The sequence below is a fragment of the Rhodothermus marinus genome (assembly GCF_009936275.1).
Classification (GTDB): domain Bacteria; phylum Bacteroidota; class Rhodothermia; order Rhodothermales; family Rhodothermaceae; genus Rhodothermus; species Rhodothermus marinus_A.
The window spans coordinates 1,655,534-1,672,536 of the sequence record NZ_AP019797.1; the positions used below are offsets into that span (position 1 = coordinate 1,655,534).

At 57.1% G+C, this 17,003-nt stretch carries 12 protein-coding genes and 2 pseudogenes; 13 read left to right on the forward strand and 1 reads right to left on the reverse strand.

Annotation, left to right across the window (positions count from 1 at the left end):
* Positions 1–7: 7 nt before the first annotated feature.
* The 6 genes and pseudogenes from GYH26_RS07170 (at position 8) to tnpB (ending at position 8,445) form a co-directional block, all read left to right on the forward strand.
* On the forward strand, positions 8–3,433 hold the full coding sequence (locus tag GYH26_RS07170) for a GH36-type glycosyl hydrolase domain-containing protein (RefSeq protein ID WP_161541069.1): 3,426 nt from the start codon (positions 8–10) through the stop codon (positions 3,431–3,433).
* Between the two features lie 190 nt (positions 3,434–3,623).
* Positions 3,624–4,001, forward strand: a pseudogene (locus GYH26_RS15650) (formylglycine-generating enzyme family protein); the annotation flags it as partial.
* A gap of 32 nt (positions 4,002–4,033) precedes the next feature.
* Positions 4,034–4,405 carry a formylglycine-generating enzyme family protein gene (locus tag GYH26_RS15655; RefSeq protein ID WP_272487319.1) on the forward strand — a complete coding sequence of 124 codons (372 nt, stop codon included), beginning with the start codon at positions 4,034–4,036 and terminating at the stop codon, positions 4,403–4,405.
* Positions 4,406–4,419: 14 nt separating this feature from the next.
* Entirely contained in the window at positions 4,420–5,862 is a 1,443-nt protein-coding gene (locus GYH26_RS07180) for a sulfatase family protein (protein ID WP_161541070.1), read from the forward strand.
* 778 nt (positions 5,863–6,640) lie between these two features.
* Positions 6,641–7,186: pseudogene (locus GYH26_RS07185) on the forward strand (IS607 family transposase); the annotation flags it as partial.
* A complete protein-coding gene (tnpB, locus tag GYH26_RS07190) occupies positions 7,183–8,445 on the forward strand; it encodes an IS607 family element RNA-guided endonuclease TnpB (protein ID WP_161541071.1) in 1,263 nt (420 codons plus the stop codon). The pseudogene GYH26_RS07185 and the gene tnpB, both read left to right, overlap by 4 nt.
* On the opposite strand, the gene GYH26_RS07195 is transcribed toward tnpB, so the two are convergent.
* Positions 8,384–8,605 carry a hypothetical protein gene (locus GYH26_RS07195; protein ID WP_242006635.1) on the reverse strand — a complete coding sequence of 74 codons (222 nt, stop codon included), beginning with the start codon at positions 8,603–8,605 and terminating at the stop codon, positions 8,384–8,386. The two genes, tnpB and GYH26_RS07195, sit on opposite strands and share 62 nt — an antisense overlap.
* A 780-nt stretch (positions 8,606–9,385) precedes the next feature.
* Here GYH26_RS07195 and GYH26_RS07200 point away from each other — a divergent pair.
* Genes GYH26_RS07200 through cas4 form a run of 7 tightly spaced genes read left to right on the forward strand, consistent with a single transcriptional unit; the run spans position 9,386 to position 17,002 of the window.
* Positions 9,386–9,718 carry a hypothetical protein gene (locus GYH26_RS07200; RefSeq protein WP_161541072.1) on the forward strand — a complete coding sequence of 111 codons (333 nt, stop codon included), beginning with the start codon at positions 9,386–9,388 and terminating at the stop codon, positions 9,716–9,718.
* Positions 9,719–9,743: 25 nt separating this feature from the next.
* Positions 9,744–10,532 carry a CRISPR-associated endoribonuclease Cas6 gene (cas6, locus tag GYH26_RS07205; RefSeq protein WP_161541073.1) on the forward strand — a complete coding sequence of 263 codons (789 nt, stop codon included), beginning with the start codon at positions 9,744–9,746 and terminating at the stop codon, positions 10,530–10,532.
* A gap of 46 nt (positions 10,533–10,578) precedes the next feature.
* Positions 10,579–12,330 carry a TIGR02556 family CRISPR-associated protein gene (locus GYH26_RS07210; RefSeq protein ID WP_161541074.1) on the forward strand — a complete coding sequence of 584 codons (1,752 nt, stop codon included), beginning with the start codon at positions 10,579–10,581 and terminating at the stop codon, positions 12,328–12,330.
* Entirely contained in the window at positions 12,327–13,244 is a 918-nt protein-coding gene (gene cas7b / locus GYH26_RS07215; RefSeq protein WP_161541075.1) for a type I-B CRISPR-associated protein Cas7/Csh2, read from the forward strand. Before GYH26_RS07210 ends, cas7b begins: the two co-directional genes overlap by 4 nt.
* Positions 13,241–14,017: a type I-B CRISPR-associated protein Cas5b gene (gene cas5b, locus GYH26_RS07220; protein ID WP_161541076.1), complete on the forward strand. Its 777-nt coding sequence runs from the start codon at positions 13,241–13,243 to the stop codon at positions 14,015–14,017. The genes cas7b and cas5b overlap by 4 nt, the downstream gene beginning before the upstream one ends.
* Positions 13,978–16,461, forward strand: coding sequence for a CRISPR-associated helicase Cas3' (gene cas3, locus GYH26_RS07225; protein WP_161541077.1), 2,484 nt, complete (start codon positions 13,978–13,980; stop codon positions 16,459–16,461). The genes cas5b and cas3 overlap by 40 nt, the downstream gene beginning before the upstream one ends.
* Positions 16,454–17,002 carry a CRISPR-associated protein Cas4 gene (gene cas4 / locus GYH26_RS07230; RefSeq protein WP_206751749.1) on the forward strand — a complete coding sequence of 183 codons (549 nt, stop codon included), beginning with the start codon at positions 16,454–16,456 and terminating at the stop codon, positions 17,000–17,002. The genes cas3 and cas4 overlap by 8 nt, the downstream gene beginning before the upstream one ends.
* The last annotated feature ends 1 nt before the right edge of the window (position 17,003 follow it).

Sequence of the window (17,003 nt, forward strand, 5' to 3'; positions counted from 1 at the left end):
AGGGCCCATGCAGACGCGCGTAACGGAAGTGGTTCAGCAGTTTGATGGGGCCTCCAGAAATGGATGGCGCCGGTGGGTTCTGCGGCGGGGAGCGATGGTCAGCTGGCTCCAGGAGGACGGAGGCGGGGGACTCAGTCGTGGTGAGATTCTACTTACCAGATGGCATCCGGATCGGGCCGTCCTGGACACCGGCCACTTTCTGTATGTCCGTGATCTGGAAACCGGGCGCTTCTGGTCGGTCGGATTGCGTCCCACCATGCGCGTTCCCGAGCGTTATGCCATCCTGGAAGAAGGGGATGTCTGGCATCTGTTCCGGGAAGACGAGGGAGTGGCCTTGCACCTTAAGGTCTGGCTCGCGGAGGACTTTGAAGCGGAGATCCGTCAGCTTCGTCTTGTTAATCGAAGCGGGCGTAGGCGCTACCTGGAGGTCACGAGCTATGCCGAGGTCGCGCTGGCCCCGCCCCACATCGATCTGGCACACCCGGTTTTTTCCAAGCTGTTTCTTCAGACAGATGTGCTGCCTCCTGCCGGGCTGATTGCATGGCGGCGGCCTTCTGTACCTGAGGAGGAAGCCCGCTATCTCTATCAATACCTGCTGGGCGGCGAGCAGGTAACCTGGGAGACAGACCGGCTGCAATTCGTGGGACGAGGATGCACGTTGCGGTCTCCCCGGGCTTTAATAGAGCGCGATACGTCTCTCAACGGTTCGGTTGGCAGCGTGCTGGATCCCATCTTGAGCCTGCGGACCTCGATCTGGCTGGGAGCCGGCTCGGAGGTGTGTCTCTGGTTCGTCACGGGCTGCTCAGAGAAGAGGAAAGAGGTTCCCTCTCTTGGGAGACACTTCGAAAAGCTCTTTTGCGCGCAGCACAGAAAATCTCAATGTCTACAAATTGCTGTTCCGCCAGGCCGTTCATTCGGCGGCAATCATGATACTGCGCCATACCGTCGAGCTTCGGCGTCTGATGTGCTGCCGCTTCCGGAGGTGCCGCTATCCCATTTTAATGGCTGGGGCGGGTTTTCGGAAGAGGGTACCGCCTACGTAATCCGACTGAAACCGGAGTCCACCGGAAGGCTCCGTCTTCCGCCAAGGCCCTGGGCGAATGTGGTGGCGAGCGAGAAGGCGGGTTTTGTCGTCACGGAACGTGGAGGCGGGTACACATGGGTGGGCAACAGTCGGACCAACCGGTTGACGCCTTACTACGGCGATCCCGTGGCGGATACCTGTGGCGAGGCGCTCTACCTGCGCGATGAAGATGCGCGCACCTACTGGTCTCCTCTGCCCGGACCCGCACCGGCGCCAGCGCCCTACGAGGTCTCACACGGAATGGGTTACACGCGGTTCTGGCATGGAAGTCAGGGCCTCTTGCAGGAGACCTGCTGTTTCGTTCCCCGGGATTTACCACTGAAGATTATTCAACTTCGGCTCAGGAACGCTCAGAAGACACGTCGGAGGCTCAGCCTCTTCTACTTTGCCCGGTGGGTTCTGGGGGAGCTGCCCATCGATCGAAGTGCAATCAGAACACGTTGGCGGCCGGATCTTTGTGCTATGCTGGCGGAGAATCCGTCGCGTGGTTTGCCCTACACACACCGAGTGGCTTTCGCAGCACTTGTGGCGCCCAAAGCCAATCGCGTGACGGCGACGACGGATGGAGAGAACTTTATCGGGAGGTATGGTTCGCTTGAGGCTCCCGAGGCCGTGGTTCGAGGCAAATGGCTGGAGGAACATGTCGGTACTGGCTGTGATCCGTGCGCGGCAATTCAGGCGAACATGACGCTGGAACCGGGGGAAGAGACCGAGTGCCTGATTCTGCTGGGAGAAGCTGATTCTGATGAAGAGGCAGCGGTATTCATTCGCGACTTCCAGCAGAAGGGGCGGGCAGACCAGGCCCTGGAGGAGATGCAGGCCTTCTGGCAAAAGCTCTGCGGTCGGCTGCAGGTGCAAACGCCGCATCCCGAACTGGATTTGATGGCGAACGGATGGCTTCTGTACCAGACCGTTAGCTGTCGACTCTGGGGGCGTTCGGCCTACTATCAGCCAGGCGGAGCGTATGGCTTTCGCGATCAACTTCAGGACGCTGCAGCGCTGGTTTACGTCTGGCCGGAGCGGACACGACAACAGCTACTGCTGCATGCGGCCCATCAGTTTGTCGAGGGGGACGTGCTGCACTGGTGGCATCCGGAGGGGGTCGGGCCGCGCACCCGTTTCTCCGATGACCGATTGTGGCTGCCCTACCTCACGTTGCACTACCTGCGCGTGACCGGCGACGAGCGTATTCTGGAAGAGAAGGTTCCATTTCTGGAGGGACCTGCGTTAGAAGAGGGAGAGGTGGAGCGCCTGATTCGGCCCGAAGCGGGGCCAACGGATACGTTCCTTGAGCATTGTCTGAGGGCCATTGATCGTTCGCTGGAGACCGGACCTCACGGTCTGCCTCTCATCGGATGTGGTGACTGGAACGATGGCCTGAGCCGTGTGGGTGTCGGTGGAAAAGGAGAGAGTGTATGGCTGGGATTTTTTCTCGGCGACATTCTGGCCGGATTCATCCCGTTGTGCGAGCGGCTGGGCCTTCAGGAACGGGCGTCTCGGTACCGTGCGCATTTTCTGAAGCTTCAGAAGGCCCTGGAAGCTGCAGGATGGGACGGGGCATGGTATCGCAGAGCCTACTTTGACGACGGAACGCCGCTGGGAGCCCGCGACGGCGAAGCGTGTCGGGTGGATGTTCTCGTGCAGGCCTGGTCTGTGCTTTCAGGAGCGGGGCGTGCGGATCGCGCTCGGAAGGCCATTGAGGCTGCGCTGCAGTATCTGGTAGACCCGGAGGCGCGGTTGATTCGTCTGCTGACGCCGCCGTTTGATGGCATGCGTCCACATCCCGGCTACATTCAGGGTTACGTGCCCGGCGTTCGCGAAAACGGAGCCCAGTACACCCATGCTGCCCTGTGGTTCATCAAAGCGCTGGCAGAAAGCGGTCGACTTGATCTGGCCGCCGAGATGCTCTGCTGGATCAGTCCGGTGGCTCGTACTCGCTCTTTGGACGAAGTCGAACGATACGGCGTCGAGCCATACGTGGTGGCCGCAGACATCTACGGAGTGCAGCCCCACGTTGGCAGAGGTGGATGGACCTGGTATACGGGATCGGCCGGCTGGATGTACCGGGTGTTGCTTGAATCGATCATTGGCTTTGGGCTGGAATCCGGTCAGTGGCTAAGACTTCGTTTGAGTTGGCCTGCCTCTTGGCCGGGCTACCAGATACGCTACCGCGAACCGAAGACCGAAACACTGTACCTGATTGAAGCGCGGCGCGATGAAAAGGAGACGGGCGCATGGCTCGACGGGAAGCCCGTCGTTTCAAAGGATGGGTACGTCTACGTTCCCCTCCTGCAGGATGGTGGCGAGCATCACGTGCTTCTGAAAGGTGGCAAAGGCGCAACGTCATAACAGACGAAAGAATGCAATGAGTCGCAAGGGGCTTTGCGGAGACGCATTGAGGACAGGATGGCCGCCTCAAGCGGAGCAATGGAAGCCGTCGGTGACATGTTTGGGATTGCTCTGCTTGCTGTTGCTGGCCGGATGCGGGTCGAAGGCAACACCTGCGCGAACCGAGGCGCCGGAAGAGATTCCCGAAGGGATGGTCTGGATTCCCGGAGGCGTGGCGCGGATCGGGTCTGAGCGGGGCTTTGAGGATGAGCGACCTGTTTTCGAAGTGACCGTTTCGGGCTTTTTGCTGGATGTTCATCCGGTCACGGTGGCGCAATTTCGACAGTTCGTGGAGGCGACCGGCTATAGAACCGATGCCGAACGCTTTGGAAATTCGGCCGTCTATGATCCTCTAACGGATCGGTGGATGCTTAAGACGGGCGCGGTCTGGCATCATCCGCTGGGACCCGATGGTCCTCCCGCCGAGGATACGCATCCGGTAACGCATGTGTCCTGGTACGATGCCAGCGCCTATTGCGCCTGGGCGGGGAAGCGGCTGCCCTCCGAGGTGGAGTGGGAGTATGCGGCACGTGGTGCGGGAAAACATCGCGGCCCTTATCCGTGGGGGGATCATCTGGATGTAGAGGACGCCCCGGGGCCAACATCTGGCGGAGCCCGACTCCCGATGGTGACGATCCGGACGGCTATCGTCTTACCTCTCCGGTGGGAGCGTTTGGGACAACCTCGCTCGGCCTTATGGATATGGTGGGCAACGTATGGGAATGGACCGCGGACTGGTATCGTTCCTACTCGGAGCGCCATCTCCCTTTTACGCCCGGGCCCGGTTCCGAGAAAGTGCAGCGGGGAGGGTCGTTTCTATGTCATGCTGCTTTCTGTCATGGCTACAGGGTATCGGCCCGAAGCCACGCTACGCCAGAGTCCTCTTTCTTTCACGTAGGATTTCGCTGTGCACGTGATTCAAACTTCAGATAAACCGAGGTACAGTCATGCGCTGGTTATTGATTTTACTGTTGACCCTTATGACTTCGTGGGAGACCTTCGCGCAGTTTCGTGAGAGGCGCCCCCAGAATGTTGTGCTCATCCTGAGCGACGACCACCGTTATGATTTTATGAGCTTTATGGACCAGGCGCCGGACTTTCTCGAAACGCCCGGCATGGATCGCATGGCTCGCGAGGGGGCACACCTGCGAAATGCCTTTGTGACTACATCGCTCTGCTCGCCAAGCAGGGCTTCGATTCTTACGGGACAGTATGCACATCGGCATGGCGTGGTGGACAACACCACACCCGTGCCCCCAGACGTTCGTTTTTTTCCACAGGATCTGCAGGCGGCGGGCTATCGCACAGCGTTTATCGGTAAGTGGCACATGGGTGAGGCAGATGACCATCCGAGGCCGGGGTTTGACTACTGGGTGAGCTTTCGCGGACAGGGCGTCTATTACAATCCGACGCTTAACGTCAATGGCCTCCGGGTGAGGCGCGAGGGATATATCACGGATTTGCTGACTGACTATGCGATTGAGTGGCTGCGCGAACGTGCCGCCGATGGCGCACCGTTTTTTCTTTATCTGTCACACAAGGCCGTCCATGCAGAATTCGAACCGGCGGAGCGCTATGCTGGCCGATATGCTGGGGTGGCCATCCCTTATCCGCCCACCATGGCTAATACGGAGTCAAACTACAGAAACAAGCCACACTGGGTGCAGGCGCAACGTAAGAGTTGGCACGGGGTGGATTATGCCTATCACGGGCAGTTTGACTTCGATACGTTCTACCGACGCTACGCTGAAACGCTGCTCGCCTTGGACGAAAGCATCAGCAGGGTACTGGATTTTCTGGAGCAGTCAGGACTGGCAGAAAACACCCTGGTTATTTACATGAGTGACAACGGATTTCTTCTCGGAGAGCATGGTCTTATTGACAAGCGAAACGCCTATGAAGAATCCATCAGGATTCCGATGCTGGCCTGGGCACCCGGGTACATTGCTCCGGGCGCAAAGATTGACGCGCTGGTTCGCAACATCGATATAGCGCCCACCATTCTGGAACTGACGGGCGTCTCGACCACGATTCTAATGGATGGTCGCTCGTTTCTTGGATTGCTCACCGACCCTCAAGCGAATGAAGAAGATCGAGAATTTCTGTATGAATATTACTGGGAGTATGCTTTCCCTCATACACCCACAACCTTTGCGCTTCGGGGCGATCGTTTCAAGTACATCTTTTATCATGGTATCTGGGATATTCAGGAGCTCTATGACCTGGAGCTGGACCCTCTGGAGCAGCACAACCTGATATTTGTACCGGCCTATCAGTCACTGGTGCAGCAGATGCGCAATCGTTTGTTTGATCTGCTTGAGGAGGCCGATGCCATGCGGGTCCCCGTTCGGCGTGGAAGCTGGCAGGCCGGTGAGCGCAAACTGGATTGACTGAAGTAAAGCAACACCACGGCTCCGGGAGGGCTTGTTTTAATGCGTCGTCTAACCGAAGAGAACTCCGGGGTCGAGCGGCCTACCTGGAGGGCGTTGTATGCGGTGTAGAAGGTGCGGCCTGCAGCGTCGACAGCAGTAGCGTGCCAACTCGACCTTGTGTAAGAAAAAAGTACTTTTGTTGCGCTGAATGTTACACAAGGTGGCGAGCAGATGTGTCGGGGTGCCCATGGCCAGCTATGACATTCCTATGGAACGGTTAACTCGTTATGTGTTATACGATTTCCGGGAAATCATAGTGCATGTGAAAAAGCACGGGCGCACACTACAGTGCGCCCCTACCGGACAAACGACGACCTTCCTACCACGTAGGGGCGGACCCCTTGTGTCCGCCCGATTATACCCGACGGATTACGTCCGCCAGACGAGGTGCGGTACCCTCATGCACCGGTAAATCAGCGATCCCATATTAGGCCGCCAGAATCTTGGTCGCCATCCTGCGCGCTCGCTCATCTCGCCTGGGCGAAATCGCTGTCCAGATGCGCCCCTCGCTATAGTCCGCTTACAGGCGCTTGCTATATGCGCCCCCTGTAGCAGCTGACAAACCCCTGCTTGTGCTGGCTCCGAGATTGTGCGAGGGTTGACGGAGGGGGAACTGGCTCAAAAGACCCCTTCTGCTACAGGGGTGGGGGACCCAGGGGTTGACAACAGCTGAATTTTGAGGTATCACTCATAGAACTTTATGATATTCTGTGGAATTATGAAGCTGTCCGATTAGGCCAGAAAGCACGGCGTCTCTTACAAGACGGCGTGGAAGTGGTGGAAGGCGGGCATTTTGCCAGTACGGGCACGGCAACTGCCGACGGGTACGATTCTGGTAGAGGAAGAGGCGGTGCCTGAAGCTCATGGGGAGGTAGTGATCTACGCGCGGGTGTCGTCGGCCGAGCAAAAAGGGGATCTGGACCGACAGGTGGCGCGGTTGGTCGGGTGGGCGACCGAAAGGCACTTGCGTGTGGCGCGGGTGGTGACGAAGGTGGCCTCTGGTCTCAACGGACGGCGCAGGCAACTGCGGGCGCTACTTGCGGACCCGCGGGTAGCGGTTATCATAGTGGAGACGCGGGACCGACTTATGCGTTGGGGTTTCGATCTTGTGGAGGCAGCTTTTGCGGCGCAGGGACGCAGGATCCTGGTGGTTGACGACCGAGAGGTGGAGGAGGACCTTGTGCGGGACGTACTGGAGGTATTGACGTCGCTGGCGGCGCGGCTCTACGGACGGCGTTCGGCCCGCCGCCGGGCACAACGGGCGCTGGAGGCCATACGGTGAAGGCACATCAGGCGTTTCGATTTGAGTTGGACCCGAATGCCAGCCAAAGACGGGCGCTGGCCAGGCACGTGGGCGCTGCCCGCTTTGCCTACAACTGGGGCCTGGAACAGTGTCTGAAGGCTCTGGAAGCGGGGGAGCGGATTCCTTCAGCCGTGGAGCTTCACAGGGCCTGGAACCGTTGGAAGCGGGCGCACGCCCCCTGGTGGGTGGAGGTCTCCAAGTGCGCGCCGCAAGAGGCCTTCCGAGACCTCGAGCGGGCCTTCCGGAGCTGGCGGGAGAGGAGGGCCGGCTTTCCCCGCTTCAAGCGAAAGAAGAGCCTTGACGACAACAAAGCCCGCTTTACTGGGACCATCCGGGTCTTTGCCCGTCACATTCAGCTCCCCCGCATCGGGAAGGTCCGGAGCAAAGAGAAGACGGACAGGCTTCTGACTCTTCTTTCCGCGGGCAAGGCGCGCATTCTGTCTGCCACGATCTCTCGGGAGGCCGACCGCTGGTATGTGAGCCTGACCAGTGAGGTGGAGCGCCCCGACCCCGAACCCAAGGAGGTGGGAAGCGAGCACGATATCGTAGGCATAGACCTCGGCCTCTCCGCCTTCGCCGTCCTCTCCGACGGCACCCGGATAGAAGCCCCCAGACCTCTGGGGAAAGCCCTCCGGTTGCTGAGGCGGCGAAGCAAAGCGCTGAGCCGTAAGCAAAACGGTTCCAATAATTACCGCAAGGCCACGCTCCGACTGGCGAGGCTCCACCGCAGGGTGCGGAACATTCGCCGGGACTTCTTGCACAAGGTCACCACTGAGCTGGCGAGGACCAAGCCAGTGCTGGTGATCGAAGACCTCAACGTGAGGGGGCTGATTCGTGGTCGTCTGTCCCGGTCGGTGGCTGATATGGGCTGGAGCGAGTTCCGGCGGCTGCTGGAGTACAAGTGCCGCTGGTACGGGAGCAGGCTGATCGTGGTGGACCGTTTCTTCCCCTCGACGCAGACATGCGCTCGATGTGGCACTGCTGGTCGGAAGCTTCCGCTGTCTGAGCGGACGTTCCGGTGTGAGCAATGCGGTCTGGAGTTGGACCGCGACTTGAACGCGGCCTTGAATCTATGGCGTTATGGGTTGGCCCACCTGACGGGCTCTACCGCGAGTTCCGCGGGAAGTCAAGCCTGTGGAGACTCCTCTGGCGGCGGAACCGTCCTCTGGGACGGGTCTACGAGTCATGGGTCGATGAAGCAGGAAGTGGCCGGTCATCTGGATTGCCTTCCGGACTGAAACAGATGACGATGCGCCATGGAACGGTTTCCGAGTCGGGTCGGTGCTGGAGGGCTTCCTCGAGGGCCTGTCGGAAGGCGGCGGGATTTTCGCGGTAGAGCGCTTCGAGCCGCTCGGGTTGGTGGAGGTTTTCCAGGATGGTGCGGGCTTCCGGCGACATGGCGGTTTACTGGTAGAGGTTGTCGGCGGCGAGTAATACAGGTTGAAATTTCTGATTTTTCTCTATCTTTTACCGGACAAAATCCAGCGTTTCACTGACGGGTAGCATTGCGGACATCCAGAAGTGTGACTGGGTGTTGAGTGACTCGTTTCCGACGGCTCGCCATGGAGGACACCTCACGAGCGACAGGTTGCGGCCGCATGCGCGGGGTTACGCCGATTCAGAAGGGAGAACTGGAAGCCTCGGTAGTGCAAAAGCTTTGCGTGTTGGGCGAGGCCGGAGTGCTTCAGGGGAGCGGCCGCCGTCTTGAACCTGTTGACCCCGTCGTCAGTGTTTCGGGCTCCCCGGGGGTGGCTGATATCATCGTGCAAGAACGCAGATAGCGGCTGATTCAGGTCAAATGTTGCGCGTTTGGAAATAGCAACTCGCTTTCGTAAGGGCCGAACGCAAACGACTGATTCGGCCGGGAGAGAAAGAGGTTTTATCCGATTTCGGACGGGGAGCGAAAAGGTTCTTTTCCGGGCGACTGCTCCAGGCCAGAGAGAAAGCCATGTTCTACTGGTGGGGATGATCGGGCCGGTATGTCTTGTGTAAGGCGAAAGTGCCGTGGTGCACTGTCTTTACACAAGGGCTGGTCGCTCCGGGGGCAGTTGTACCAACGCTCAGAAGGAATCCAGAGATTTTTTTCAGGCAATTAGGCTATGACATAAGGTTGTCACCCGCGGCCATTTTATTTGCAGCAAGAGAATTTTCCATTTGAATCTTTACCCGGAAGAAGCCATGTTTGCTCTCGAAGAACTACAGGAGCAAATCGCCGGTGAGCTGCTGACGTATGCGAAAGAAATCCTTCGAAATCATGAAGAAATGACCGGCGTACCGCTGGGTGATGCTGAAGAGATGTATGAGGTGCTTGTTCAAAACGAATACCCCGGTTTGCTTGCTCGTAACGCCGTCAGGGCCAGAGACGTTGACGAATTTATTGAGTTGCTTGAAAAGGATCCGGATCTGATTCGAGCGGCTGAGGCTGCCCAGAATGCGGTTTTCTATGAGCTCGAAGATTATGACCGGGATACTATGCGGTTGGTGCTTGTTCTGGCTCTGAGTCTCGTGTGAATTAACATATTGCATTTCAGGGGTTATGCGCGTTGACCTTTACCTGTGTCCTGCGGGCGGTCGGCAGAAAGTGGCACTGCCCGTTCATTACAATGTACTGCTTCAGGGAGTGGTCTATTCCTCTCTGAACGAAGCGCTGGCACGCAGAGTCCATGATCATGGCTGGCAAGTCGGCGGACGGCGTCTGAAGCTGTTCACCTTCTCGCGCTTACGCGGAGATTTTCGTTGCAGGAGTGGTAGGCTCATTTTTTACGGTAAAATTGCCTGGACGATCGCCTCCCCGGAAGAGGAAATTCTGGAATCTCTGGTGGTGCACCTGCTGCGGGCAAAAGTACTGCAAATAGGGCAAGCAAAACTGGAGCTTCTTTCCGTTGAGGTGCCCGTGCCACCTTCATATCGGCGGCCGATCTGCCTGAGGGCGCTTTCGCCGATAACGGTCTACAGCACCTTCGAAACCTCAGATGGTCGCAAAAAGACATACTACTACACGCCCAGAGAGCCGGAGTTCGGACGCCTGGTGCTGGAGAACCTGCGGCGCAAAATCCGCGCCTGGATGGGGGAGGATATTCCTCTCGATGGTGCGACATTCAGGCCCGTGCGAGTGAGCAATCGCAATCTGGTGGTGGCGCGTTATAAAGACACCATCATCAAGGGCTGGACAGGTATCTATGAACTGGACGCACCTGAATCCTACTTCCGTATGGCGTTGGACGCGGGGCTTGGAGCCAAGAACAGTCAGGGCTTCGGGTGTGTAGAGGTATGGGCGCCGACGAAAAGCGTTTCGCTCAAGGAAGTCGAGGCCGGGAAAAGATGAATCATTGTACATTCTGAATCGGGTCAAGCATTCAGGAGGAAGGACCATGCTTTATGCTTTGCGCACCCTGGGCGAGATTTTGGGCGGGGCGCGGTTGCATGACCCCGTTGTCGCGGATCGGGTAATAACCCTGGAGTTTGATGCGGGGGGACGGTATCTGGGTACTAGCCTCCATCAATTCAGTGCCAAGGATGTTCCTCGCTACCTTTACAAAAAGGCCAAAGGCAGTAACCCACCCACGCTCACGCCCACTCTGCTGCTCAATCGTAAGGAAATCCAGAAGAGCCTGAAGAATGCGCGCAATGCGTACCGCAAGCTGCGAAAACTAAACCGCGATCTGCCCGAACTGGAGTTGTTGACGAAGGAGGGAGAAACGCTTCGTAAGATGGAAAAGGGCATCGTATGTGCTCTTAAGAACATTCCCGAGAAGGAGCGTGTCCTCTTTACCGTGCGCATTGATGGTCAATGGATGGGCGAAAGGGAAGATTTTCGTAGCACTCTACGAAGCAAGTTTCGCGAAGAAGGTCGGGAAAGCGCTGTAGATGGCGTATGTGCTGTCTGTGGTGAAAAAACCGAGATCAGTGGTGATATTTCACCCTTTAAATTCTATACGATTGACAAACCTGGCTATGTGGTTGGAGGGTTCGATAAAGCACGGGCGTACAGGGCCTTTCCTCTGTGTTACGAGTGCCGCGATCTCATTCGGCGAGGGCGTCAGCATGCGGAAGAAAACCTGAGTTTTGATTTGGCGCCCAACATTCGCTATCTCATTATCCCGGACTTTATTTTGGGTGCCGATGTTGTACGCCAGGAGGTTCTCGCTATCCTGACTGATGAGAGAGAACAACGCCAGAAACGCTTGCATACCTTAAGTCGTCGGGAGATCAGGCGTATCACCGAAGACGAAGAAGAGATTCTGGAACTGCTCAGCCAGGAGAAGGATGTGATGACGTTTCACTTCCTCTTCATGAGTCGCCAGCAGGGCCGCGAAACGATAGACCTGTACATTCAGGATGTATATCCTTCGCGGTTACGGGCTTTGTTGGAGGCCAAGGCCGCGGTGGATCGGTCGATGCGTGTTCCCCGGGAGGATGGCACATGGCTCGAGTACAACTTCACTTACGCCACGCTGCACCGTTTTTTCTCCAGGTCTGATCCCAACAGGAGAAATTCCGATCTCCTGCGTCATCTTTATGACCTGGTAGACCAGACCTTCCGTGCCGTGCCGGTTTCGACCGACTATCTCATGCCTTTTCTCATGCTCCAGATTCGTCACGATGTGGTCACGCCAGATCGACGTGATCAGGGTCTGTATCGCTTTACCATTCTTGACGCTCTAGCCGTGTTACTGTTTATATGGTGGACAACAAAAATGGAGGTGCCCATGACGGTTCCATCACCCACTACCCTGGAAGAGTTCTTGGATGGCCTGCCCGTATTGGACAGTGAACTCAAGAAAGGCCTATTCCTTCTGGGTGCGCTCACCGAGCGCCTGTTGCGAGTGCAGGGAAAAGAACGAGGAAGTGCGCCGTTCTGGAAAGTGCTCAAAGGTTTAAAGATGACCGAGGCTGATCTCAGAGGCCTGCTCCCGCGGGTACGCAACAAGCTACAAGAATATGATCGCTTTCGGGCCGGTGAGACTGCACTCTTTCAGAAGGCCGCGGATTACCTGGCCCAGACCGCCACGCCCTGGAAAATGAGCGTGGATGAACTCAATTTCTACTTTGCTTTGGGCATGGGTCTGTTTCCCAGAGTGGCTCAATTTGTTTATCCTAAAAAGGAGGAGGTAGAGCTATGAGCACGCTTCAGAACCGACACGAGATTCTGTTTCTGTACGATGTCTCATGGGCGAATCCCAACGGCGATCCCATGGACGAGAATAAGCCGCGTATCGATGAAGAGACTGGCGTTAATATCGTCACGGATGTGCGGCTCAAGCGCACCGTGCGGGATGCCCTGATGGAGTTGGGTTACGAAGTCTTTTTGAGGGAGGAGCGTGGTGAGGACGGCAGCCGAAGGACCAAAGAGGATATCATGATCTACTATGAGAGCGATCCTCGAAAGGTGCTGGAGCAATGTATCGACATTCGCCTTTTCGGTGGCACGTTTGCGCTCAAGGGTGATGATCAGAATGCGTTCTCGCTGACCGGGCCGGTCCAGTTCAAGTTCGGCCGCTCTCTGCATCGCGTGAAGGTGGAGCTTATTAAGGGCACCAGCATTATGCCTTCAGCCGCAGACAAGCGTCAGGGGACTTTTACCGAAGTCTATGTGGTCCCATATTCCTTCATCGTTTTCTATGGCATAGCGAATGAAAAGGCCGCGGCTGCCACGCAACTCACCGAGGAGGATCTGGAGGCCATGTTCAAAGCACTGTGGGTGGGGCATAAGGCCGGAACGGACGTCATTACGCGCTCCAAGTTTGGCCATGAGCCTCGGTTGCTCGTGGACATCGTCTACAAGCCCGGCACCCTGACCCATATGGGCGAATTGGACAAACTGGTAGCCTTCCGTAGCGAAAAGAACGATGAGGCCATTCGTGATATTTCAGACGGCATGCTGGACCTGAGTGGGCTGGTGGAAAAAATGGCGGCCTACAAGGACAAAATCGAAAAGGTGCGGCTACGGATGGATGGCCGGCTACGCTTGGTTCCGGATGTGAATGCGGCCCTGGAGGTTCCAGTAGAACCTTTTACCTGGAGTAAGGAAATATGAAAGTGGTTGCTTTTGACCTCTGGAGTGATTACGGTCATTTTCGCCGGTTCTTTACCACATCATCCCCGCTTACCTATTCCTTTCCGCCTCCCACGGCGGTGCGAGGCATCGTAGGAGCCATTCTGGGCAAAGGAAGGGACGAGTACCTGTTGGCCACCTCGGGCCTGGCCATTGGCGTGCGGGTGCTCACGGCGGTCAAGCGAGTGCGCTGGGGACAGAACTTTATTTTCACCAAAGGCACGAGTGGACAGTTTGATCCCACTCTCTTGGCTCAGCGCAAAGGGAACGCTCAGGGGATGGTGCGTACCCAGGTCAAGTACGAGTACCTCAGGGCTCCCCGTTTCCGCCTCTACGTAGGTGGCAATTCCGCACTCTTGGAGGAGTTGGAAGCTCTGCTGCGAGAGCACCGTACCCATTACACGGTTTCCATGGGCCTTTCGGAACTGCTGGCCGACTTTTCCTATGTGGGCACGTACGGAGCCACGGCTCTTCCTCCAGGTACGTACGAACTGGTTTCGGTTTTTCCTGTGGAAATTCTGGACCCTGAACGTGGGCTGGAGAATGTCCTGCGATCTGGCGTCAAACTGGCCAAGGAGAGGGCACCCGTTTACCTGGCTCCCGACCGTACGCCGTTGCTCTACCAGGATGTTGTGCTCGAAATGGGCGGCCAACCGGTCCGGGTTACGGTGAGCGAGAAAGTATACCGACTGGATAATGGAGACGTGGTGTATTTATGGCCTCCGGTCTCTACTCTCATCCCGGCATCCCGCTAGAGGACCACAGCAACCGGGTGCTGGCCCTTGCCCGCAAGCTGCTGGACGAAACCGCCCCGGCGTGGTGGAAGGATGCGCGTCTGCGCCTCCTGCTGGAAATGGCCATTGCTCTGCATGACTTCGGCAAAGCCACTTCCTTCTTTCAGGTTGCTCTGGAGGGAAAACGACGCACGGACGCCTTTTCTCGCCACGCACGGCTATCCGCCCTGTTCTTTCTTCACCGCGCTACTACGTGGCTGGGCGAAGACGCAGAGATTCACTGGCTGCCGCTTCTCTTTGCCTATCTGGTCGTACTGCGCCATCATACGAACCTGAAGAGTGTGGCCGACGAATTGCACCCACCTGATGAAAAGGAAATGGATGTGCTGAAATGCCAGATCCAGGCCATCCCGGTACAAAATGTCAACGCCTATCTGCAAGCGCTGGATGTACCCGATTGCATTCGGGCCGTACTAATCTTTTCCCCTGAAGCGTTTTTGGCCTGGCTGCGTGAAGATGCCCCGACTCTTCTGCGCGGTTGGCGTAAGCAGTGGCGATGCTGGAAGCAAAAGGCTCAGAATGCGGAGGCCTACTGGGCCTTCCTTATGGGCTTTTCTGTGCTACTGGATGCGGACAAGCTGGAAGCCGGGGCCAGAGGTCTCCTTCCTCGTCGGGAGGACATTCCCCCGAACGCTGTGGCTCTCTACAAAGAGAGGGTTTTCGGTCCGTCTTCCGTTGGCTCCCTGAATGAGATGCGAGAGAAAGCGTATCAGGAAGTGTTGGCCGCGCCCCTTTCCCCGGATAAACACCTGTACACCCTGACTTTGCCCACGGGTATGGGGAAAACGCTGACCGGCATGGCCGCAGCCCTCAAACTGCGCGCCCTGGTACATGAGAAGACGGGGTATGCGCCCCGCATCATCTACGCGTTGCCTTTCCTTTCCATCATTGACCAGAACGCGGACACGCTGGAGCAGGTGCTGGCCGTAGCCCTGGGTCTCACCGGGGGGATATCCGCGTCCGTGGCATTCTCCGATCACTGTGCCTCAGAGACCCGCAGCGATAGTCCCGTGGAGAGTCGTCTGCTCATCAAACACCACCACTTGGCCGATGTGCAGTATCGGCTGCAGGCACATGATGGGGTGGAGGAGCTGGATTATGCTACCTCAAGGCTTCTTACCGAGGGCTGGCACTCGGAAATCATAATTACAACTTTCGTGCAACTTTTCGATACATTGCTGGCCTGGCGTAATGCCTCGGCGCGGCGGGTGAACAGATTGCACCGCGCTATTTTACTACTCGACGAAGTGCAGGCCCTTCCAGCGTTGTACTGGCCGCTCGTGCGCAACCTGCTCATTGAATTGGCCGAACGCCTGGGAGTGTATGTCGTCTTGATGACCGCAACTCAGCCATATCTTCTGGAAGACGCCTGTGAACTGGTGCCTGATCCGAGTGCTTACTTCAAGTCTCTGGATCGGCTGGACGTGTACATTCGTCTGGAACCACGGAGGCTGGAAGATTTTGTGGCTGACTTCAAACCAGAGCCGGACAAGTCTTATCTTTTTATGGTGAACACCATTGCCGCGGCGCAGAAGCTACACCGTCTGCTGGAAGAGACTCTGAACGAGAAGGTGGCCTTCCTTTCCACCGGCGTTACGCCCGGAGAACGACGAAAGCGCATTCGCGACCTGAAGAAGGGACGCTACCGTTTTGCAGTGTCCACCCAACTTCTTGAGGCCGGAGTGGATGTGGATTTTGATGTGGTCTATCGCGACATGGCCCCGCTGGATTCGCTGGTGCAGGCCGCGGGGCGGTGTAACCGTAACCTGCGTGCAGGGCGACGAGGACAATTCCACATTGTGTACTGGATAGACGACAGGGATCGCTCCTACGCGCACTGGATTTACGACCCTGTACTACTGGCCCGTACGCAAACCCATCTAGAAAAGCATACCCATCTACGGGAACCAGAGTTTCTTAACCTGCTGCAGGATTACTTCCGGGATGTGTGGGAGACGGGCATCCCGAGGGATGTAGCCGACGCGCTGTGGGAGGCGGTGTGCACGCTGCGCTTTGACGGCGAGAAGGACAAGGCCTGCGTGCTCAAGGCTAAAGAGGCGCCGGGTGCGCATCTCAGCCAGTTCTGTTTGATTGAGCAGCAGCCTTACAAGCGGGATGTCTTTGTGCAGTTAGATGAGCGGGCAGAGGCCGTATGGAGCGAAGCAAAGAAGATTCTGCTGGATTTACGTCGCGATCATGATGTCTGGAAGGCCCGGGAGCGCTTCGCCCGTATAAGGTCCTGTTTTTACCAGTATGTGATCAGTGTGGCCCTCAAGCCCGAAACCGCACCTTATTGGGACGAGGACCTGCGCATTTATGTGGTGCAACGAGAGGTGCTGGAGCACTACTACGATGCTGTGATTGGTTTCAAGAGGGAGAGTGAGGGAGACGCCATGTTTGCGTGATGCACTGGTCTGTTCGGTGTTGCGTATGCCTGACCGTATTACCGGAACACTTGTCTGGTACGCAATGATCTGTGAGCGGGAAGTCTGGCTGATGGCCCATGAGCTGGAGCCGGACCGGGATGATGCACGTCTGGAGTGGGGGCGTTTCCTTGGACAAATGAGCTACCCACGCAGTCGAAAGCGAGAGATCAATCTACCGGGAATGAAGCTGGACATTGTGGAAAGACATGGTGCACGGATTGTGGTGGGCGAGATTAAATCGTCGTCCAGGTTCGTAGAGGCCACTCGAATGCAGATGTTATTCTACCTGTGGCGTCTGCGTGAGTCTGGTGTAGAGGCCGAAGGGGAATTACGTTTTCCTCAGGAGCGGCGTCGTATGCGTATTGTCCTGGACGCATCCGCAGAAGCGGATTTACTTCGTGTTATAGAGCGTGTAAGGGCCATTATGCAGCAGCCGTTTCCGCCTCCTGCAAAACGTATCACTTATTGCCGCTCCTGTGCTTATAGAGAATTCTGTTGGAGTGACGACCCGGAGGAATGAC